Origin of the sequence: Marinilactibacillus sp. 15R (assembly GCF_001895285.1) — a bacterium.
GTDB lineage: Bacteria > Bacillota > Bacilli > Lactobacillales > Carnobacteriaceae_A > Marinilactibacillus > Marinilactibacillus piezotolerans.
The window spans coordinates 36,659-58,507 of the sequence record NZ_CP017761.1; the positions used below are offsets into that span (position 1 = coordinate 36,659).

General features: G+C 37.3%; 17 protein-coding genes. 2 read left to right on the forward strand and 15 right to left on the reverse strand.

Annotated features, from left to right (window positions below; all coding sequences use genetic code 11):
- Positions 1 to 178 precede the first annotated feature (178 nt).
- The 8 genes from BKP56_RS00185 to BKP56_RS00220 all read right to left on the reverse strand — a co-directional run bounded on the left by BKP56_RS00185 (position 179) and on the right by BKP56_RS00220 (position 8,990).
- The gene (locus BKP56_RS00185) at positions 179 to 775 is read right to left on the reverse strand and encodes a TraX family protein (protein ID WP_072693085.1); all 597 of its coding nucleotides are present in this window, start codon (positions 773 to 775) and stop codon (positions 179 to 181) included.
- A 182-nt stretch (positions 776 to 957) separates the two neighbouring features.
- Positions 958 to 1,200 (reverse strand): hypothetical protein, encoded by a 243-nt coding sequence (locus BKP56_RS00190; protein ID WP_072693087.1) that lies wholly within the window; start codon positions 1,198 to 1,200, stop codon positions 958 to 960.
- A 156-nt stretch (positions 1,201 to 1,356) separates the two neighbouring features.
- A complete protein-coding gene (gene spxB / locus BKP56_RS00195) occupies positions 1,357 to 3,138 on the reverse strand; it encodes a pyruvate oxidase (RefSeq protein WP_072693089.1) in 1,782 nt (593 codons plus the stop codon).
- 429 nt (positions 3,139 to 3,567) lie between these two features.
- Positions 3,568 to 3,933, reverse strand: coding sequence for a DUF2200 domain-containing protein (locus BKP56_RS00200; protein WP_072693091.1), 366 nt, complete (start codon positions 3,931 to 3,933; stop codon positions 3,568 to 3,570).
- A 2-nt stretch (positions 3,934 to 3,935) separates the two neighbouring features.
- Positions 3,936 to 5,399 carry an amidase gene (locus BKP56_RS00205; RefSeq protein WP_156849189.1) on the reverse strand — a complete coding sequence of 488 codons (1,464 nt, stop codon included), beginning with the start codon at positions 5,397 to 5,399 and terminating at the stop codon, positions 3,936 to 3,938.
- 14 nt (positions 5,400 to 5,413) lie between these two features.
- A complete protein-coding gene (locus BKP56_RS00210; RefSeq protein WP_072693094.1) occupies positions 5,414 to 5,803 on the reverse strand; it encodes a GFA family protein in 390 nt (129 codons plus the stop codon).
- A gap of 172 nt (positions 5,804 to 5,975) precedes the next feature.
- Positions 5,976 to 7,409, reverse strand: coding sequence for a 6-phospho-beta-glucosidase (locus tag BKP56_RS00215; RefSeq protein ID WP_072693095.1), 1,434 nt, complete (start codon positions 7,407 to 7,409; stop codon positions 5,976 to 5,978).
- A 180-nt stretch (positions 7,410 to 7,589) separates the two neighbouring features.
- A complete protein-coding gene (locus tag BKP56_RS00220) occupies positions 7,590 to 8,990 on the reverse strand; it encodes an ISLre2 family transposase (protein WP_072693097.1) in 1,401 nt (466 codons plus the stop codon).
- 333 nt (positions 8,991 to 9,323) lie between these two features.
- Between BKP56_RS00220 and BKP56_RS14190 the strand changes: the two genes are divergently transcribed.
- Complete coding sequence (locus BKP56_RS14190) at positions 9,324 to 9,449, forward strand: DUF3953 domain-containing protein (RefSeq protein ID WP_198033958.1); 126 nt, start codon at positions 9,324 to 9,326, stop codon at positions 9,447 to 9,449.
- A gap of 134 nt (positions 9,450 to 9,583) precedes the next feature.
- Positions 9,584 to 10,861 (forward strand): NAD(P)/FAD-dependent oxidoreductase, encoded by a 1,278-nt coding sequence (locus BKP56_RS00225; protein ID WP_072693099.1) that lies wholly within the window; start codon positions 9,584 to 9,586, stop codon positions 10,859 to 10,861.
- 63 nt (positions 10,862 to 10,924) lie between these two features.
- Here the strand turns inward: BKP56_RS00225 and recQ are convergent, their stop codons facing one another.
- The 7 genes from recQ to argB form a co-directional block, all read right to left on the reverse strand.
- A complete protein-coding gene (gene recQ / locus BKP56_RS00230; RefSeq protein WP_072693100.1) occupies positions 10,925 to 13,090 on the reverse strand; it encodes a DNA helicase RecQ in 2,166 nt (721 codons plus the stop codon).
- Positions 13,091 to 13,234: 144 nt separating this feature from the next.
- Positions 13,235 to 14,866, reverse strand: a complete 1,632-nt coding sequence (gene abc-f / locus BKP56_RS00235) for a ribosomal protection-like ABC-F family protein (RefSeq protein ID WP_072693101.1) — start codon at positions 14,864 to 14,866, stop codon at positions 13,235 to 13,237.
- A 412-nt stretch (positions 14,867 to 15,278) separates the two neighbouring features.
- The gene (gene pepF, locus BKP56_RS00240) at positions 15,279 to 17,090 is read right to left on the reverse strand and encodes an oligoendopeptidase F (RefSeq protein ID WP_072693103.1); all 1,812 of its coding nucleotides are present in this window, start codon (positions 17,088 to 17,090) and stop codon (positions 15,279 to 15,281) included.
- Positions 17,091 to 17,475: 385 nt separating this feature from the next.
- On the reverse strand, positions 17,476 to 18,882 hold the full coding sequence (argH, locus tag BKP56_RS00245; RefSeq protein WP_072693104.1) for an argininosuccinate lyase: 1,407 nt from the start codon (positions 18,880 to 18,882) through the stop codon (positions 17,476 to 17,478).
- Positions 18,863 to 19,795 (reverse strand): ornithine carbamoyltransferase, encoded by a 933-nt coding sequence (gene argF / locus BKP56_RS00250; protein ID WP_072693106.1) that lies wholly within the window; start codon positions 19,793 to 19,795, stop codon positions 18,863 to 18,865. Before argF ends, argH begins: the two co-directional genes overlap by 20 nt.
- Positions 19,792 to 20,973, reverse strand: coding sequence for an aspartate aminotransferase family protein (locus BKP56_RS00255; RefSeq protein WP_072693107.1), 1,182 nt, complete (start codon positions 20,971 to 20,973; stop codon positions 19,792 to 19,794). The genes argF and BKP56_RS00255 overlap by 4 nt, the downstream gene beginning before the upstream one ends.
- 17 nt (positions 20,974 to 20,990) lie before the next feature.
- Complete coding sequence (argB, locus tag BKP56_RS00260) at positions 20,991 to 21,848, reverse strand: acetylglutamate kinase (protein WP_072693109.1); 858 nt, start codon at positions 21,846 to 21,848, stop codon at positions 20,991 to 20,993.
- Position 21,849: the final 1 nt, after the last annotated feature.

Sequence of the window (21,849 nt, forward strand, 5' to 3'; positions counted from 1 at the left end):
TCCTCCCAGAGATTGCTTACAGTAGCTTTTAAGGACTAAATAATTTCGTTTCGCGAGTCTATTTAACAATGGGTATCATTTAGTTTACTATTTAATCGGTATTATGTCATTTTATTTGCTTGTATAAACAAATACTGAGATTATTCTAAATCAGTTTAAAAATTTTATTTTTCGATTTCTATTGATTTATCCAAGTCACAATGAATATTAAGATTCCTTGATGCAGCGGGTAAAACACGTAGAAAAAATACTTAGATACTTTAGGAAGTTTAATTCTTATATTACCTAGAAACAATGGAAGGGCCATTAAAGAAAATGCTTGAACCGAAACACCCATAATAAATTGTATAATAATGGAAAACAAAATACCTTGGTCGCGATTATACTCCTTCATCCAATATATCCCCCAGCCAAACAACATACCATAAACTCCATATTCCACTGGGATGCTCAAGAGTAAAAACACTATAAAATATTTCTTATATTTTATAGAAAGGGAGAATAAAGCAAGTAAGAAGATGACATTTAAAGTGTTCGGTGTGATCGGCATAGAGATTACGCCAAGTATTAATAGTCGTATAATATACTTTTTATAATTTTTAGTCCGCTTTGTTCCTTCTATGATGGCATATAAAAAACAGGGAAAAGCAATTCGCCCTATTACTCGCATCCATAATAACTGTGGAAATAAAAAATAGCCCATATGATCGATCAACATTGTGATTATCCCGATCCACTTGATTGTATTTAATTTATGGTCAAATGTTTTCTCCATATCACGATTCCCTTCAAAAATGAATTTGATTGATCTTATCGTTTAAGCAACTTTAATTTATTATAACAGGTTCCGTCTGCTTTTGAGACCTGTTACCTTGCATTCCATCTATAAAAGAATAGAAATAAACACTCTAAACGAATGCATACATTTAAAGTGCTGGCTAGTGATTGTTCAATCATTTATTTTAAAAGTTTTCTGGCACTCAATGCATAACGAGAAGCTTCATGACTTTCGTTCTCTTTCTCTACATCATAGAATCGATCGATTTGCATCTGTTCAAATCCTATTGCTGAAAGTTCATTTTTTAAACCCGTACTGTCAATTCCGTAACCATAAGGGGGATTTGTTCCTTGTTTCTGCATTTCAATGACCAGTGGATGGTAAAGGTATTCTAAACTAAAGTCAATAGAAAAAGGTGGCATAATATGAAGAACTCGTTACACTAAAAAAAACCCCTAAAAGGGTTGTAAAAATACAACTCTTCCAGAGGTTCTCTATAGTTTGAGACCTTCCAAGACTTATGGTTCGGTCTCTTAATATTAATCTGTAAGTTATATGCCAGAAAATTACTTAGTTCATTACTTAGCTACTTTAGATTCAAGACCTTCAGCTTTTAAGAATTCACTAAATGGTACTAATTCTTCAGCTTCATATTTTTCTTTATAAGCTTTGATTTCTTCTGCACTGTATAATGAAGGATCTAATTTTAATGTCTCAACTGGAATTGGACGATCTTTAGTAATTTTAGCATCTACTACGACTGTTTTGCCTTCTTTATAAGCTTTAACAGCATCAGCCATTACTTGATCGATATCTTCAATACGGCTTACTGTGAAACCAACTGCGCCTTGAGCTTCCCCAATTTTTGCGTAGTCTACATCAGTAAAGTCAGTCCCAAAAGTATTTGTGTTTGTATCTTCATACTTATTCTTGATGAATGCATATTCAGTGTTAGTGAATACGATGTTGATAACAGGCATGTTGTAACGTACGTTAGTAACAATATCTTGATAGTTCATTGAAAACGCACCATCACCCATTATGTTAAAGACTTGACGATCTGGATACACGTTCTTAGCACCAATACCACCAGGAAGTCCAATACCCATAGTCGCAAACAATGGAGATGTTCTCCACATATTTTTAGGCGTCATGTGTAAGTGACGGATAGATGTTTGAGTAGAGTTACCAACGTCGATTGAATAAATCGCATCTTCATCAGCGTATTTGTTGATCGCGTTGTATACTTGATAAAGTTGTAGCGCGCCGCTTTCTTTTGTTTCCAACTTAGTCATGTAGTCACGCCAGTTTTGAATGTTTTTCAAGTTAGCATTCCACCAAGCTGATTCTGGAACTTCTGTTACTTTTGCAAGTAATGACTGAACAGCTTCGCCTGCATCTCCAAGAATCGCAACATCTGCATTATGACGTTTACCAAGCATAGCTGGGTTATTATCAATTTGGATGAAGTTTTCAGTATTTGAGAATGTACCTTCAATTTCAGCAAACGGGAAGTTTGATCCAACGAATAGAATAGTATCTGCTTCTTTAACTGTTTCATTAGCTGGTTTCCAACCAACACGGTATGTTGAACCTGCTAATGCTTCAAAGTCATATTCGAAAGTTTCAAAGTTTTTACCAGTTACAATGACTGGCGCTTTAAGTTTGCGAGATAATTCTTGAACTGCTGGACCGTGTCCCATAGTTCCAACACCCGCATAAATTGCAGGACGCTCAGCTTTGTTTAAGATTTCAACTGCAGCATCAACATCCGCTTCGTTAATCGCTGGAGATACATAATCACGATAGCTGTGACCTGAAGAATAGAATGCATCTTCATCGATTTCATGGTAACCGAAATCACCAGGTACTTCGATTACAGCTACTCCATTTTTAGCTAGCGCTGTACGGATTGCATCGTCAATCATTTTTGGTAATTGTTCAGCATAAGCCACACGACGGTTGTATACCGCAATACTTGCGAACATTGGATTTTGGTTCAATTCTTGGAACGCATCCATGTTCAACTCTTTCTGAGGGCGAGATCCTAAAATAGCTAAAACTGGAGTGTTATCCATCGCTGCATCATAAAGACCATTGATTAAGTGAGAAGCACCAGGTCCACCTGATCCAACACAAACAGCAATATTTCCGCCGAATTTGCGTTGCATTACAGCTGCCATTGCGCCAACTTCTTCATGTTTTACTTGTAAAAAATTAATGTTTGTTTCTTCTTGTTCACCTAAAGCTTCCATTAGAGGAGCCAAAGTTCCTGAAGGAATACCATAAATTGTATCTATTCCCCATCCTTCAAGAACTTTTAGTGAAGCTGTACTGACTTTAGTTTTTCCGTTCGTCATTTCAAAAATCCTCCTAGATTAATTTCACAAAATTCATGCTAGAATATTTTAACACGTTTAACTCAAGAATCAAAGTATATTTTTCATTAAAAAACATAATCTAATTATCAATCCCGAAAAAAACATCATTTATTCTCCATATTTACAATTAAAAATAATAAATCTTTTAACTTACGTAGTTAAAAATGACTTTGTTAATAAATTTACAAATTATATATTATTGGGAAAAGTCGACAAAGATATGCACAAAAGAAAAGTTCTCTTCTACAATATTAACAATCCTTAAAGCGCATCTTCTTTATTCTTTAAATAAAGTTAACTCTGCATACTAGATTTCGGTCTAACATATAGGGTTTGGCACTATTCTACTAGATTTTTCTTTTTTAATGGTTCTAAAGAAACTTTTATCTTAGTCTTCTTATAATATATTTATTTTTTTAGAGTATCTACGCGTAAAATCTTCTCCATTTTCTTGCCTTTCGCCAGTTCATCGATCATCTTGTCGAGATAGCGGATTTCTTTCATTGTGGGTTCTTCGATTTCTTCAATTCTCACTCCGCATATTACGCCTTTTACTTGTACTCGGTTGGGATTCATTTCCGGCGCCTGCTCAAAGAATGTTTCAAAATCTGTTCCGTCTTCTATTACTGCATCAAGTTCGGCCTGTGAATACCCAGTCAGCCAGCGAATGATTTCATCTACTTCTGCTTTTGTGCGTCCCTTTTTCTCGGCTTTGGTAACATAATGCGGATAGACACTTCCAAAACTCATTGTATAGATTTTGTGTTTTGCCATTGTTATCCTTCTTTCTTATCAAATATTGGCTTCTTACGGTGATAAGTACTTTGTTCATATGCATAAGCACATTCTAACAGCATTGGTTCTGAGTATTGTCCAGCCGTAAAGGTTATCCCTACTGGTTCGCCAGCTGGAGTATAGCCGGCTGGCACCGTGATTGAAGGATATCCCGCTTTAGCCGGAATAGTTGCGCCCACATTGTTCGGTGTGATGATAGCATCTAACTGATTGTCTGCCAGCACTGCATCAATGCCTTTTTCTCGAGATTGTTCCTGGTCAAAAACTAAGCTGTTCAAGTAATCGGCATCTATCAAACGACCGCTCGTTCTTTCTGCTTGATAGAATAATGCTTGCCCGTACTTCAGTGCTTTTGTTCCAAGTCTGCGATTGCCTTGGATTAAATCATTTAATGTATTTAAATCAGTCGACACATTTACGGTCTTCAAATAAGTCTCGACTGCTGATTTGAATTCATACAGCATTACATTGATATCCCAATCATTATTAGCGGAAGGAATTTTGATATCCTCTATTATGATTGCACCAGCTGCTTTTACTTCTTCGATTGCAGCATCGATCACTTTTCGATGTTCTTCACTTACATATTCAAAGAAAGGCTTACGGGCAACTCCGATACGCTTTCCTTTTAAACCATCTTTTTTTAGAGAATCGGTAAAATCTTTTTTCCCGAAAGGGTTGGTACTAGTGATCGGGTCATTTTCATCTTCGCCGTTCAATACATTTAATAAAATAGCCCCGTCTTCAACAGTTCTTGTCATGGGTCCGGCAGTATCTTGAGTAATTGAGATCGGAACAATACCACTACGACTGATCAAACCTACAGTCGGTTTAATTCCAACTAACGAATTCTGACTAGCTGGACTAAGAATCGAACCTGAAGTTTCTGTCCCAACCCCTGCTGTAGCCAGATTGGCTGCAACAGCTGCTCCTGAACCTGCGCTTGATCCTCCAACTATAAAGCTTTTTCCATAAGGATTTACTGTCTGCCCACCACGGGAACTATAGCCAGTCGGCATATCTTCCGCAATAAAGTTTGCCCACTCTGTCAGATTCGTTTTCGCTAGAATAATTGCACCGGATTTACGCAACTGCTCGACAACAAAGGCATCTGCTTTTGCGACATGATCTTTCAACAGTAAAGATCCAGCAGATGTATGCATTCTATCCTGAGTATCCACGTTATCTTTTATGACAACGGGAATCCCATGAAGACTACCGTATACTTTTCCGGCTTTTCGCTGTGCATCCAATTTATCTGCAATATACAAAGCATCTGGATTTACTTCAATAATTGCATTCAATTTCGGTCCTGATGCATCGATTTCTGCAATTCGTTTCAGATAAGTCAAAACCAACTCTCTAGATGTTGTTTCACCTTTAGCTAAGGCATTTTGTAATTGGCGGATTGTCTTTTCTTCAATCCATTCTGTTTGTTTACTCACTATTCTTTCCTCCGTTAAGGTCGTTTGACTGTTTCATTTGCAAAAACATAATAGTTTGGTTTGTCGTCGTAATAAATTTCTTTCTCAAAGTTCAAAGCTGAGATTTGTTCATCGAACAACTCAGGATTCATTGAAGTCATCTGCTGTTTTGTATTTCGGAAAAATAAGAATGTTCCACACTGATTACAGAATCCTCTTTCAATCTCTTTGGATGAAGGATACACGCCGACTGTCTCTTTTTGGTTGAAATGGATTTGGTTATCTGGGACTCTATCTGTGTAAAACATAGGGCCAGCTGCCTGCTTTCTGCACATACTACAGTGACAGACCGTAACATCACGAGTAATTTGGCTGACGGTGATAATGGTTCTTCCGCATAGGCACTGTCCTTGTAGATTTTCCATTTTTTTCACTCCTTGCTTTGTCAGTTAGTCTTATTTTAAAGAAAGACGATCATCTCTACAATAGAAAAACGAAACTTAGCTAGTAATAGATTAGAATATTGGAGATAATAAAAGAACGTCAGCTATATCCAGCTGACGTCCCGCTTATGTTTCATTACATGTTGTCGGTAAATTAACCGTTACTTACGTCTTCACCGTTTGTTGCGATGACTTTTTTATACCAGTCAAATGATTTTTTCTTCGTACGTTTCAATGTTCCGTTACCCGCATTATCACGGTCTACATAGATGAAACCATAACGTTTTTTCATTTCACCAGTTCCGGCACTTACAAGGTCGATACATCCCCAAGAAGTATAGCCCATAAGGTCAATACCATCTAATTCAACAGCATCTTTCATTGCTTTAATATGTTCAGCCATATATTGTATACGATAATCATCTTCTACATACCCATTTTCATCTGGGGTGTCTACTGCACCTAGTCCATTTTCTACAATAAATAATGGTTTTTGATAGCGATCATATACATCATTCATAGTAATACGCAGCCCAAGTGGATCGATCTGCCATCCCCATTCACTTGCTTCTAGATATGGATTCTTGATTGAAGCAAAAATATTTCCTGCAGTTTTTTCATTCACTTTAGGATCTCCTGATGCTACACGAGATGAGTAATAAGAGAATGAAATAAAGTCTACTGTGTTTTCTTTAAGAAGTTCTTTATCTCCTTCTTCAAATGGGATTTCGATTCCATCACGTTCTAATTCTTTAATTGCATATGCTGGATATTCTCCGCGAGACTGTACATCGATAAAGAAGTAGTTTTCATGATCTTCTTGCTGGGCAGCAAATACATCTACTGGGTTTGGTGTATTCGGATAATATTTACCTGCTGCAAGCATACAACCTACTTGGTTTTCAGGATCTACTTCATGGGCTATTTTAGTTGCTAATGCGCTAGCCACTAATTCGTGATGAGCTGCTTGATATTTCACTTGTTTCTGGTTTTCATCTTCATCAAAGGCTAATCCGGCACCCATAAATGGAGCATGTAAAATCATATTGATTTCATTGAAAGTCAACCAGTATTTTACTAAACCTTTATAGCGACTAAAAATTGCACGACAAAGATTTTCATAGAAATCAACCATTTTACGGTTACGCCAGCCACCATACTCTTTAATCAAATGCATAGGGCAGTCAAAGTGAGTGATTGTAACTAAGGGTTCAATACCATATTTATGACATTCCTTGAATAAATCTTCATAGAATTTCAATCCTGCTTCATTTGGTTCTGTTTCGTCTCCTTTAGGGAAAATGCGTGTCCATGCAATAGATAGACGATACGTTTTAAAGCCCATTTCTCCAAACAGTGCAATGTCTTCTTTGAAACGGTTGTAGTGATCGATTGCTTCTTTAGCTGGATAGAAATGATCGTCATCAAAATCAAAATGTTTCACTTGTCCTGTAATAATCGGTCCGCGGTCTTCTCCAACGGGCACTACGTCAACATTTGCTAATCCACGTCCGTCTTGATCGTATCCACCTTCAAGTTGATTGGCAGCTGTTGCGCCACCCCATAAAAAGTCTTTTCTGAATCCCATTATATATGTTCCTCCTTGAATAAATTATCTGTTTCTAAATAGTAAAACGATTTGTTATAGATTCAGTGTATAGGATGTAATCCATTACATACAAGCGCTTTACTGTAAAGGTATGCGTCAAGTTTTTCTCGGTAACCTTTAACTAGTAGAATTAACAGAAATTATGTTGTGTTAATATTTTCAGGAAAATGCCCGGCCTAATTTCCCAATGAAGCTACTCACAGGGCCATAGTTGGATATTTTCCCAGTTTGAACAGTGTGTGTGGTTGAACGAGGCTTTTTCAAAGCCTGACGGACTGCTCCCTTAAGATCTTCACCTAACGGTTCAACGATAGAATCAACTTCTGTGGTCAAAGCTTTTTCCAGAAGACTGTTTTGTTCTGCTGTTAGTAATGCTACGACATTAGCTACACCTGCTTTTGTCCAACTACGTCCCTGCCTTTTCGTCCGGTAACTATACACACGATGTCCAGTTTCACAAACGCCTGTCCCATCGGACAGGGGGAGGTCACGTTGTTTAAAGCTTTTGATGTATTCCCAATTTCTATACAAATATTTTTTCAATTTTTTAATTTGATCTTTGCGTATTGCTTTGCTTTCTTCTGGCATGTCTATCAATCTGCTTTCAGCTGTTGCACAAACGGATTCCACTAATGACCAGTCAAATTTTTTTACAGCTTTTATCATTAATCCTTCCATTTTTTTATCGAAAGATAAACGTTCTTTTACCTTTCGATGTACGTGGTAGGTATCTCTAAAATGTTCATGCCGATGACAATAGCCAACGATAGTGTCAAATTTATCTTTTTCATACCCGCTTCCTCCATCGCTGTTTGTGATGACAAGTGTCTCTTTCAAGTCATAGACTTGATTTAAATAATGAGCAGCTTGCTTAAAAGCGTCTTTACTGGAATCTAAACTTGAAAATGCCATCTTGTTTATAAGCGTATGTCTCTGCTTCTTTTTATCAATGCCTTCATGTACGATGACGCGATGAATGGTTGGAGAGTCGCCTTGCCTTCCTTTAACAAGCAAACCATCACCTTCAATATATAATGCTTTTACCTTCTTTCGCTTAGTCTTAGGAAGGTCTGATTTATAGTAATATTTAGACAGGTAGTGTTGAACCTTTTCTCCAACCTCTTGCGTTACACGGTGAATGGTAGAATGGCTAGCTGTCACAGAACTACTTATCAGAAGAGACTTTTTGGCCTGTCTATAAGGCATATTAGCCCCCAATTGAGCCATCACCTTTTGAGTGTTAGGAGAGTAGCGCTTATACTTTTGTAAGCCTAAGGCTTTATCCAAAGCGATGAAAGATGGTCTCCCTTCCTTTTTTAGTCGTCTCCGATAGTAAGTGATCTTACCAAATACAAATTGAACAGTTCGAGGTTCAATATTGTCTACATGCCAGCCTTTATGTTTATACTGCTGATAAAGTTCTTTATCTATTCTCTCTATGGCATGCTGCATTAACCATTCATTCCAACCTTGAAACCAAAGGTTTAAATTGTTTTCTATATCGATAACAGATTCTTCATTCTTCCAGAGTTCAACTATTTGTGATATTATATGATTCATAACGAGGCCTCTTTTCTACTGGTGTGGTAACTACTAGATTAAAGGTCTCGTTTCTTTTTGTCTAGAAAACGAAATGATATCACTAACCGAGAACTATTTTACACTAACACTGTAAAGATTGCATGATTTATTGACGATTGCTCAATCTTTGCTATCTAAAAATGATCATACACATCATATCTGATAGTATTATATGGCAAGATCCATTTTTAGAAAGGAGAGATACACTTGCTGAAAAAAATAAGTATTCTATTTTCTGTTATGGTGCTCATTCTTGCGAATTAGGGATTACTATCTCAAGATTTCAGATTTTCAACTTTAATACTTTTTCTGTTGGGACTTTCTCAATTATTTAATGGATTTGTTGAGTTCACTAAAAATAAAAGACTCGAAGGCCGGTTATTAATAGTATCATCCGGAATTGTCCTATTTATTTCCTTCTATATTTTTTTATCGTAAAATATGAAATTGATTAAATAGAAAAAATCTATTGAAATATTACATAAATCCGACTATCTCAATCTTTTATAGCCTATTTTTGTAAATTATGGTACAGTAACGGATAGCTTAATGAGTAAGTAGGAGGAAATAATATGACCCACTACGATGTACTTGTCGTTGGAGGCGGAACGAGTGGCATGATGGCCGCAATCTCAGCCGCAGAATCCGGCGCAAAAGTTGCTGTCGTTGAAAAAAACAAGATGCTGGGCAGAAAGCTGCTGGTAACGGGTAATGGTCGTTGTAACGTCACCAACAACCGTGATAAAGAAGAAATTATTACCCATATTCCTGGTAACGGACGCTTTTTATATAGTGCATTTTACCAATATGATAATTATGATATTATGAAATTTTTCCGTTCAAACGGAATTGCTTTAAAAGAAGAAGATCACGGGAGAATGTTCCCGACGACCGACAAATCAAGAACGATCGTTGAAGCATTGAAAAGAATCATGGAAGAAAACAAAGTCGAAATTTTCTTGAATGCTCCTGTAGATACAGTTTTATATGAAGAGGGGAAAAGCAAAGGCGTTCGTTTAAAAGATGGACGTACCCTACTTGCTTCAAGCATTATTCTTTCTACCGGTGGACGTGCAATGCCTAAGACAGGATCCACTGGAGACGGTTATCAATGGGCTAAAAAAGCTGGACATACATTAAAACCTTTGTATCCTACAGAAGTTCCTATCACATCAGACGAACCGTTTATTGAAGCAAGAGTCCTGCAGGGACTTGCTTTGAGAGATGCCAATTTAAGTGTTTTGAACAAAAAAGGAAAAGCCGCAATTTCGCACCGTATGGATATGATTTTTACTCACTTTGGTATTTCAGGTCCTGCCGTTCTGCGTTGTTCAATGTTCGTTCATCAAGTGATGAAGCGTGACAAGACGGATCGAGCTACCATGATGATTGACGCTTTGCCGGACAAGACGATTAATGAACTGAGACAAGAGATCGCTCAGCTGATTAAAGATGCTGGGGATAAAAGTGTGAAAAACTCGCTTAAAGGAATGGTTCCAGAGCGCTATCTATTGTTTGGACTTGAGAAATTGAATATTGAAGATGGAACCCCATTGAAACAGTTGACTCATGCTCAAATCGATTCGGTTATTGAATTCTTTAAAGACTTTCGTTTCACTGTCAACGGCTCACTTCCGATTGAGAAAGCTTTCGTTACTGGTGGCGGAGTCAATACTAAAGAAGTCAACCCCAAAACTTTAGAAAGCAAAAAGATGCAAAATCTTTACTTTACTGGTGAAATTTTAGATTATAATGGCTACACGGGTGGTTATAATATCACGGGTGCCTTTATTACTGGACGCGTTGCCGGTATGCACGCTGCTCAAGCAGCTTTAGGTATTGGTCAATAAAAAGATTTTAAAAAACAGTCACAACTTACGCTATTTTGTGTAAGTTGTGACTGTTTTTTGTGACTAATTATTTTCTTCACTTTTCATTTTTGCCAAAACAAATTTGATAGCGTCGTATGAAATCGACTCATCAACTGCTTCTTTGATTGGTTTCAAGAATTCATTTCCTTCTTTTTCTACTGCTGATCTGACCTCTGCTTCTGCGTCAGCTGAAACGAGTTGATTATAGCCTATCTCCATTTCATTTTCGATTGCTTTACAGATGTGATTGACGATTGTATTTGTAGTGTATCCTCTAAGTTCTGCTATTTCTTCAATTGAGTGACCATTCTTTAAAAGGTCAATTGTTTCTTCCATAGAGTTTTTTCCAGAATACTTTGAAGAACTGACTGGTTTGGAAACTTCTTTCTCCGTTACATTCTGTATTCTCAACTCTTCAGTCTGCAAACCCTGTTCTTCCACGTACGCTTTTATAACTGGAAGAAACTTTTCACCATAGTCAGCTAATTTGGTTTCTCCTACTCCATTGATCGCAAGAAATTCCTCATCAGTTTGAGGAAACTTAGCTGCCATATCAATCAGACTTCTATCTGTGAATACGACAAAAGGCGGTTTACCAATTTCCTGCGCTATCTTTGTACGTATATTTCTTAATTTTTCGAATAACTTTTCGTCATAATTTTCGATATTTTCGATTTTTTTCGTTTTGTGTACTGGCTCTTGTTTCAATTGCTTGCGTATAGATAATTTCGTTTTCCCTTTAAGCAAATCAGCTGTTTTTTCTGTAAACTGCAGCACAGGATATTGATCCCCACCTAATCTCAAATAATTATCGCTGACCATTATTGAAATCATATCTTTAATATCCCCATCAGTGTAATCTGACATGATGCCATACGTACTCAGTTCATCAAAGTTCACCTGTTGAATCCGACTGGTCTTTTTACCGCGAAGAACATCCGTCACTAACCCAGCTCCATACATCTGTTTCATTCGATAAACACAAGATAGTATTTTCTGACATTCGACAGTGATATCGGTTGTGATTGTTTCTTCATCACAGTTAGAGCAGTATTCGCATTCCTGCCACTCCACTTCTTGATTAAAGTATTTTAAAATACTTTTACGCAGACAGTTTCCCGTTTTACAATAAGTGATCATAGAATTCAGATTTTTCTTGGCATGTGGTGATTTTCCTTGTTCAATCAGCATCGTGTTCGTAATGATATCCTGTGCTGAATAGAAAAGAATTGCTTCTGCAGGTGCTCCATCTCTTCCAGCACGTCCGGCTTCCTGATAGTAACTCTCCATATCAAGCGGCATATTATAGTGAATGACTTTTCGCACGTTAGATTTATCAATTCCCATTCCAAAGGCATTCGTTGCTACCATGATCGGTTTTTCATCATATAAGAATTTATCTTGATTTATAATACGTTCTTCTGGTTCGATTCCTGCATGATAACGGGTAACAGGAAAACCTTTTTTATTAAGCGATTTGTATACAGTATCGACATTTTTACGGGTATTACAGTAAATGATACTAGATTCTTTTTTATCTAAAATTCGACTCAGTTCATTGCTTTTTTTATCCGGTTTAACTACTGAAAAATATAGATTTGGTCGGTCAAAACTGGCAATATGCTGAAAAGGCTGATCTAAATTCAGCTGATCAATCATATCCCGCTGAACAACTGTCGTTGCCGTTGCAGTAAATGCTGCAAAAGGTGGTCGTGAAGGCAATACATCCATGATTTGTGGGATCACTTGATAACTTGGTCTAAAATCATGTCCCCACTGAGAGACGCAATGAGCTTCATCGACTGCAACCAGGTTCACATTCATGCGACGTACAGAATATAGAAATTGTTCATTTCCCAAACGTTCTGGAGATACATACAATAGATCCAATTCATTTCTGATTGCTTCATCGATAATTACTTGTTGTTCAAAATAAGATAATTGGCTATTGATATAAGCTGCTCTAACTCCCATCGTCTGTAATGCATCGACTTGGTCTTTCATTAGAGAAATGAGTGGTGAAATCACTATCGTTACACCATTCATTATGATTGCCGGAATTTGGTAACATAGTGACTTGCCGCCTCCAGTGGGCATTACTCCTAAAACGTCCCTACCATTTAAAATAGCATTGATCAATGCTTCTTGTCCGGGACGAAACGTATCATATCCATAGTAGTGTTTCAACGTTTTGAAAATTGTATCCATATTGCCTCCAACATTCTAATTCCATTTTTCTACTTTTACAAACTGTTCGTATTTTTCTCTTTGCGCCCTATAATTGTAACACAGCTATCAAGTTATTTTTCTACGCTACTTTATTTATAGAGCAGGCATTACTGTTCATACTGTCTAATTATTTAATTCCTCTTTTTTTCTTTTGGCCCATGAATAGCTTCCGGGGAAAAACTCTACTTTTTGTTCATCTATCCAGTATACTTTATTGAATGTTTTATCTAAAAAATAGCGGTCATGAGAAACAGCCAGAATGGTTCCTTGAAAATTTTCCAAAGTTTCTTCTACTAATTCTCTGGATTCGATATCTAAATGGTTAGTAGGTTCATCTAAAACTAAAAAATTTATATCTTCTTCCATAAGTTGTGCCAACCTCAACCGCATCCGCTCTCCGCCACTTAGTCCTGAAATTTGGTTAAAGACATCTTTTCCATAAAACAAAAATCGAGCTAGTTTCGTCCTAGCCTCCTGTTCGGTCATCTGGAAGTTCTCTTTAAAAACATCAATCACCCTCTCACTTTTTTCCTTAGTGAATAAGTGTTGTGAAAGATAGCCGACTTTTATATTACTGCCTCTATCTATTTGACCAGAATCTGACCTTTCTTCTCCTAAAATCATTTTTAACAAAGTCGATTTCCCGGTACCATTCTCCCCTACTAAAGCCACTTTTTCTCCGAAACGAATATGAATATTCACATCTTCTAATAGTACTCTTTCATCAAAAGACTTGGCTACTCCTTCAGTAACGATAACATCTTTTCCACTTCGATCTGAAGTCTTTATGTCCAGTTTCATTTGTTTACTTACATGCGGTTTTTTAACTTTCTCCATTCTTTCGATCATTCTTTCCATATGCCGAGCTTTTTTATGCAATCCGGGATTAGGTGGAACTGCTCGATTAGCCCATTCTCTCAGTGTTTTTGCTCTTTCTTTCATCTTCTTTATTTTACGTTGTTGTTCTTCATAAGCTTGAAATTCTCTTAAAATTTTTTCTTCTTTCTCTTTTATATACCCAGTAAAATTAGAATGATAAATTGTACATTCACCATCTTCTAGATCAATTATTTTGCTTACTCCTTCATCCAGAAAGTATCTATCGTGGGAAATAATGACGACTGCTCCATTATAATTTCTGACAAACTGTTCCAGCCATTCTGTAGCTAAAAAATCTAAATGATTCGTTGGTTCATCTAATAACAACAAGTCTGGATTTCTAAGAAGATTCATTGCTAAACCAATTTTGGTTTGTTCTCCTCCACTTAATATCTCAAACTTCTTATCCAATAGCCGATTTATATTTAATCCTTGAGTGATTTGCTGGATTTTAGCATCCATCTCATATCCTCCTTCTTGAAGATAGGTTTCTTGGATGTATCCATAATTTTCCACTAGCTGCTCCAGACGATCGGCATTTTTTTCGTTGCTCATTTCCATTTCTAGACTTTGCATTTGCTTTTCTTTTTCTAATAGATCGTAAAATGTGGAACGTAAAACATCTTTCACAATGATTCCTCTAGAATAATTAGGTATTTGTTCTAAATATCCAATTGAGCATCCTTTTTTCCAATGAATCATTCCACTGCTTGGTTGTTCCGCTTGTGCTATCAATTTCATCAGTGTAGTTTTACCACTTCCATTTCTTCCAACTAATCCTATTTTTTCTCCTTCTTTTATTTCTAATTGTATATTTTCAAAAATTTGAGTTCCTCCATATGCTTGAGAAACACCGTTCATTGTACAAATAATCATCATTTTCTCCTTTTGTCCTTCACCCTCAAACCCATTGTTAGACAAAAGTTTATATATATACAAACAACCATAGAAAAGAATCCTCTCCTATGGCTATTTACAACAAAAAAAGAGAGCACAAATCTGCTCTCCCATTTTGTATATTAATGGCAGGGGTGAGATGTTTTCACTGCGATTCTACTATTCAATTGCTAAAAATGGACACACTGATCCAATTATGCAATGACAGTAGAAAATTCAGCACGACAGATATACAAATATAATTCTTCTTTTCCGTGCTTTTTCGCAGTTAGAAACATCTAACCTCCACCTCCGATCAAATAAGTTAGTATCATTTTATCGGAAGAATGCATTTTTTACAATAGCTAAAACAAACCTTTACAGAATTTATATGCAAAGGTTTTTGTTTTAATTAATTATTTTTTTCAAGTTCTCCAGTCAATTCGATGATGCGATTAACAGACTCGTCTAGATATTTGATTGTATCTGAAAGTGGACGATCTGTTGTAATATCTACACCCGCTACAAGAGTTGCTTCAGCTGGAACTTTTTGTCCGCCTAATGCTAGAAACTCTAACCAGCCATCTACTTTTTCTTCTCCGCTCTTGATTTTAAGGAATGCTTGGGTCGCAATCGTTAAACCTGCAGAGTAAGTGTATGGATATAATCCCATGTAGTAGTGAATCTGACGCATCCATGTCAATTCTGCACCGGATTCTAATTCTACTGAGTCACCCCAGAATTGTTCCAGTACACTGCGCTTGATTTCGCTAAGTTTCTTAGCATCAAAACTCTTGCCTGCATCAATCAGTTTATACACTTCTCTTTGATAAGCCGCTTCAAGCAAATGCGTTACAAAATTGTGGAAATATGTTTTAGAAATCATTTTAGATAAAACTGAACGTTCCATTCGAGGATCTTCAGCTTTGTTCTGCAGATAATCTGTTAATAATAATTCGTTGAAAGTTGATGGTCCTTCAATTAAATAAAGTGATGGACGAGCACTTGTTAATGGGTTGTTTTCATTTGATAAAACTCCCTGACCGGCATGTCCTAACTCGTGGAACAATGTATAAGCATCTGTTAGCTCTCCAGTCCAAGTAATCATTACATATGGATGTTTGCCATATGTTGTTGAACAAAATGCACCTGAACGTTTCCCGATATTTTGGGCAAAGTCTGTCCAGCGTTCAGGATATGAGCGCAAGATCATGTTGACGTAGTCTTCTCCAAGTGGAGCCATAGCTTCTTTGACCAAGTCTTGAGTTTCTTCGATTGTGATTGGTGTTGTATATTCAGGGTCTAAGTCAACTTTTAAGTCAGCATAGGTCATTTTTTCAAGTCCGTGAACTTCTTTTAAATGAGTGATGAACTTACGCATGACTGGAGCAAAGTCATTCATAATCATATCGATCTGACGATTATAAAGCTCCTGGCTGACTTCTTGACTTTCTAATAAGTAATCAAAGATCGAATCATATCCACGCATGGTTGCTAATGTTTTTTCACTTTGCAAGTGTGTATAATAAGCTGTTGCCACAACGTTCTGATATTGGCTTAACACTTTACTGAATTGATCATAGGCAGCACGACGAACTTTTGGATCTTCGTGATACATATAAACTTCTTCATAGAGGACAAAGCTTAGTTCATATTCTTTTCCGTCTACTTCAAATGTACCGAAGTCTGCATCTGCAGAACGAGCTTGTTCAAAAATTTCAGAAGGAGATTCAAATACAGGGCCTAATTGTGCCAATGCTTTTTCAACGCTCGGATCTAGTTTAGCTTTTTTAGCCGCTTTTACTTCACGGACAAAGGGAGCGTATTTCGGCTCTTTTTCTACAAGAGCGTTCAAAGTCGACTCGTCAGTTTCTTGAATTTGTGAGTTAAAGAAGCTTAAATCTGCACTCACATTTGCTAGAACATTGGATACGTGACGCGCCTGCTGTTGTGCTTCACCATTAGAAATATCTACTGATACCGGCAACATACCGTATTGTCCCAAGTGAGAAGCTGTCGCTCTTAATGCTTCGTAAGATTGAATGGCTTCAAGTAAAGTATCTACATTAGATAACTTTCCATCATATTTTCCCGCAAAAGCTTTTACGTCTTTCGGAAGTTGCTCTGCAGTTTCCTCAAATTCTGCTTGTGTCTTGAAAATTGCTGTTAAATCCCATTTTAACTCTTCTGGTATATCTGTACGTGGTTTTAATTTTTCAGCCAATTTATTCTCCCCTTAAGTCATAATATGTAGTGAAATGCAGTCAGTTATATAATTATAACTCAGTTGATGTATCTGACCTAAAACTTCTTCAATATACAAATACCAAGTTATTCTTCAACTAACCTAAGTTACGCTCTTTTTCAGAGGTAATTCTCATTTACCAATTCACTATTTCAGATAATTATACCACTTATTCTAACATTTGTGTGAGAAATCTTTGCAATTTTCAAATTATATACTAAGAATTAGTTTGTTACTTTACAGCTAGTCGCATAATATTACTGAAAGTTATAATAAATGGTTTATACTAAGCTTTATGGCTCTATATGCATTTTATCTGCTAAGTTTCATTTGTTCCTGCAAAAAACATTTACTAAAAATAGATTTAAAGTAAATGTTTCGGATCAATATTTAGTTGTGTTTTCAACTGTTCCATTTGTTGCATAACTGCTTTTGCTGAAGGGCCGCCCTCAATATTGCGTTTGTTTACACAGTTATCTAAATCGATAGCTTCATAGATATCTTCTTCAAACAGATAGTGTAATGACTGATAGGTTTCTAGCGGGACTTCTTCTAATGTGATAGCCTTTTTCATACACATTTGAACTAACGAACCAATCACTCCGTATGCTTCACGAAACGGCACACCTTTTTTAGTTAAATAATCCGCACAATCTGTCGCATTGATAAATCCTTTTGATGCTGCATCTCGCATGCGATCAGCTTTCACTTCCATAGTATCAATCATTGGGATCATAGCAGATAATGCAATTTTGACTGTATGAATACTATCAAATAATGCCTCCTTGTCTTCTTGCATGTCTTTGTTGTAGGCAAGCGGAAGACCTTTCATCATAGTCAGCAGTGTCTGTAGGTTGCCATAAGCTCGACCTGTTTTTCCTCGTACCAGTTCTGCTACATCCGGATTTTTCTTTTGCGGCATAATGGAAGACCCTGTTGCAAAAGCGTCATTCAATTCTATAAACTGGAACTCCTGAGAACACCACACGATCACTTCTTCGGATAAACGAGACAAATGCATCATAATCATGCTTAAGGCATATACAGTATCCATCACAAAATCACGATCGGAAACACCATCTAAACTGTTGGCTGTCACTTTCTCGAACCCTAACTGATCCGCAACAAACTGACGATCGAATGGATAGGTCGTTCCTGCCAGTGCCCCATTTCCCAAGGGCATCACGTCTGTATGTTCTATTACTTCATCTAGTCGTTTGATATCTCTTGAAATCATTTGTCCATACGCTAAAATATGATGGGCAAACGTAACAGGCTGCGCGATCTGTAAATGCGTATAGCCGGGCATGATTGTATGGATATGAGTCTGCGCTTTATCTAGAATAACCTTTTCAAACTGCAGCAATTGCGTTTTGATTTCAGCAATTTGCTTTTTTGTGTACATCCTTAGATCCAGCGCAACTTGATCATTGCGGCTTCTACCTGTATGCAGCTTTTTACCCGCATTTCCAATACGATCAGTCAGCTCAGCTTCAATAAACATATGAATGTCTTCAGCAGTCGGATCGAACTCCAAGTCTCCATTTTTTATATCCATCAGAATGCCTTGGAGACCTTCAACAATACTGTGTTCATCCTCTTTAGAGATAATCTGCTGTTTACCCAGCATTCTAGCATGTGCAATGCTGCCTGTAGTATCTTCTTCATAGAGTACATAGTCAAAACTGATGGAAGAATTAAATACATCGACTTCAACTGCGCTGCTTCCGCCTAATCGACCTTGCCACATCTTATTTGAATTCGCTGGCATACATTGGAACCCCCATTAAATGAACTAGAACGGCTTTTTGAACATGAAGACGGTTTTCAGCTTCTTCAAAAATATAATCCGCATACTGTTCAAATACTTCCGTTGTGATTTCTTCTTCTTTATGAGCCGGCAGGCAATGTTGGACCATCACATCTGGCTGGGCAACAGACAAGAGTTCTGTATTTACCTGATACAGATCCTGAAAAATCAGTTTCCTTTTTCCTGCTTCGGACTCATCCCCCATACTGGCCCAGACATCAGTAAAGACGACATCGGCATCTTTGACAGCTTCATATGGATTTTCCGTTAAAGTAAATTTAGGATTTTTACCATACGTTTCAAGAATAAATTCATCCGGCTGATATCCTTTAGGTGAGGCCACCGAAATAGATGCTCCGGCCAACAAGGATCCAACGATCAATGAGTTAGCCATATTGTTTCCATCGCCTATGAAGGCAAACTTCAAGTTTTCAAGCGATCCTTTGACTTCTTGAATCGTCATCAGATCGGCTAAAATCTGACAGGGATGATACAAGTCAGTCAATCCATTGATAATAGGAATAGAACCATACTCCGCAAGGCACTCTAAATCTTCCTGTTTGAATGTACGAATCATGATTGCATCAAGATAACGAGACAAGACTCGAGCTGTATCTTCAATCGGTTCACCACGTCCCATCTGCAAATCACTGGCACTTAAATATAACGGCTTTCCACCTAATTGACTCATCCCTACTTCAAATGATACTCGGGTACGAGTAGAAGCTTTCTGGAAAATCATACCCAACGTTTTCCCTTTTAAATAAGGCGTTTCAATTCCATGCTTCAGCTTCTTCTTCAAGTCATGTCCAGTCTCTAAAATAGACAGCAATTCTTCTTTGGTCAAATCAGAAAGTTTTAGTAAGTGGTTCATTTCAAGACCTCCGCTTCTTCCTTTTTCAAAACTTTGTCTAAACAGCTAACTGCTTCATCAATTGCAGCTTTATCTATAATAAGAGGCGGCAGCAGGCGTAATTTATCCTTAGCCGTTAAAAACAGTACTCCTTCCTCCTTTGCTTTAGCTAAAACTTCTTTTGCTGTTGTATGCTTAAAGGTTATCCCAATCATCAATCCTAATCCTGTTACTTTTTCTACTTCTTCTAATCCTTCTAGTTTCTCTATCAGGTAGAGACTGTTTTCATGGACCTTTTCTAAAAATGCGGGTGTGATGGTTTCAAGTACAACATTTGCCCCGGCTGTTACAACTGGATTCCCGCCGAAAGTAGAACCATGGTCCCCTGCTTCTAATACATCTTTGACTTTTTCTCCTAAAATAGCTGCACCAATGGGTAGACCGTTTCCGAGTCCTTTGGCACTCGTAACGATATCTGGTTGAAGTCCGTAATGTTCGTAAGCAAAAAGTTTTCCTGTACGACCAATTCCTGTTTGAACTTCATCTATAATGAGTAAAATATCTTTCTGTTTACAGACGGCCGCTATTTCTTGGATGAAGTCTGACTCTAGCGGAACAACGCCGCCTTCTCCCTGCACGATTTCAATCATAATGGCACAGACGGTCTGATCTATTTTCTGATACAAGTCTTTTATATTGTTCGTTTCAATAAATTCGAATCCTTCCGTAAAGGGATCAAAGTATTTATGAAATGCATCCTGACCTGTTGCAGATAAAGTCGTTACCGTACGGCCATGGAAAGAATTGCTTAGAGTAAGAATTTTATGTTTATTTGGGCTTTGTTCATGTCCATATTTTCTTGCGACTTTAATCGCAATTTCGTTTGACTCTGCTCCAGAGTTCACGAATAGTACATGCTGCATTCCTGTATGGAGGCAAAGTTTTTCTGCAACTTGTGCGCTAGGTTCTGTGTAGTATAAGTTTGAGATATGCTGCAGTTGGCCTAACTGTTTCTGTGTAGCTTCTACCCAATCTGGATGATGATATCCTAGTGAGTTCACTCCAATTCCTGCTGTGAAATCCAGATATTTTTTCCCATCCTGATCATAAATGTAATAGCCCTCTGCTTTTTCAAATACTATTGGTATACGGTTATACGTTGGAGTTACATACGTATTTGTCAATTCAATACTATTCATCATTTACTCCTTTCTATTCAATCCTTTTTATAGAATAATGTGCCAATCCCTTTATCAGTCAAAAATTCAACGATTAATGAATGAGGAATCCTGCCGTCTAGTATCACTGCTTGTCTTACTGAATGTTTGACTGCATCTGTGCAACACTGGACTTTAGGGATCATACCGCCACTGATGATATTTTTTTCGTATAAATGATTTACTTCTTTTAATTCAATCTGTTTGATTAGTGTAGTAGAATCCGTTGCATCTTCCAGTACACCAGGGATGTCAGACATCAGAACCAAGTTGTCTGCTCCTAAGGCTTTAGCAATTCCGCTGGCCATTTCGTCTCCGTTGATATTGCAGATTTCACCATTTTCATCTGTTCCAATACAGGCGATAACTGGAATATATCCATTTTCCACCAAATCTTCAATGACTTGCGTGTTTACTTTAGTGACTTCTCCTACAGCACCCATGTTTTCAGGATCTCTGAGTTTGGCTGTGACTAATCCGCCATCCACACCACTGATTCCCATGGCTTTTCCGCCAAGAGAATGAATCATACGTGTCAGGTCTTTATTGATTTTTCCAGCAAGTACCATCTGAGCGATTTCCATCGTGTCAGTATCTGTTTTTCTAAGTCCATTCACGAATGAACTTTCTACATTTGCTTTATTGAGCCAGTAATTGATATCCGGGCCGCCGCCATGTACGATAACGACATTGATTCCGACTTTTGCCAGCAGCATGGCATCAGACAAAACAGCCTTTTTCAGTGATTCATTCTGCATTGCTGAACCACCATATTTAATAACGACCATTTTCTGATCGTATCGCTGAATATAAGGTAGGGCATTGGTTAAAATTTCTGCTACTTCAAATGAATCCATC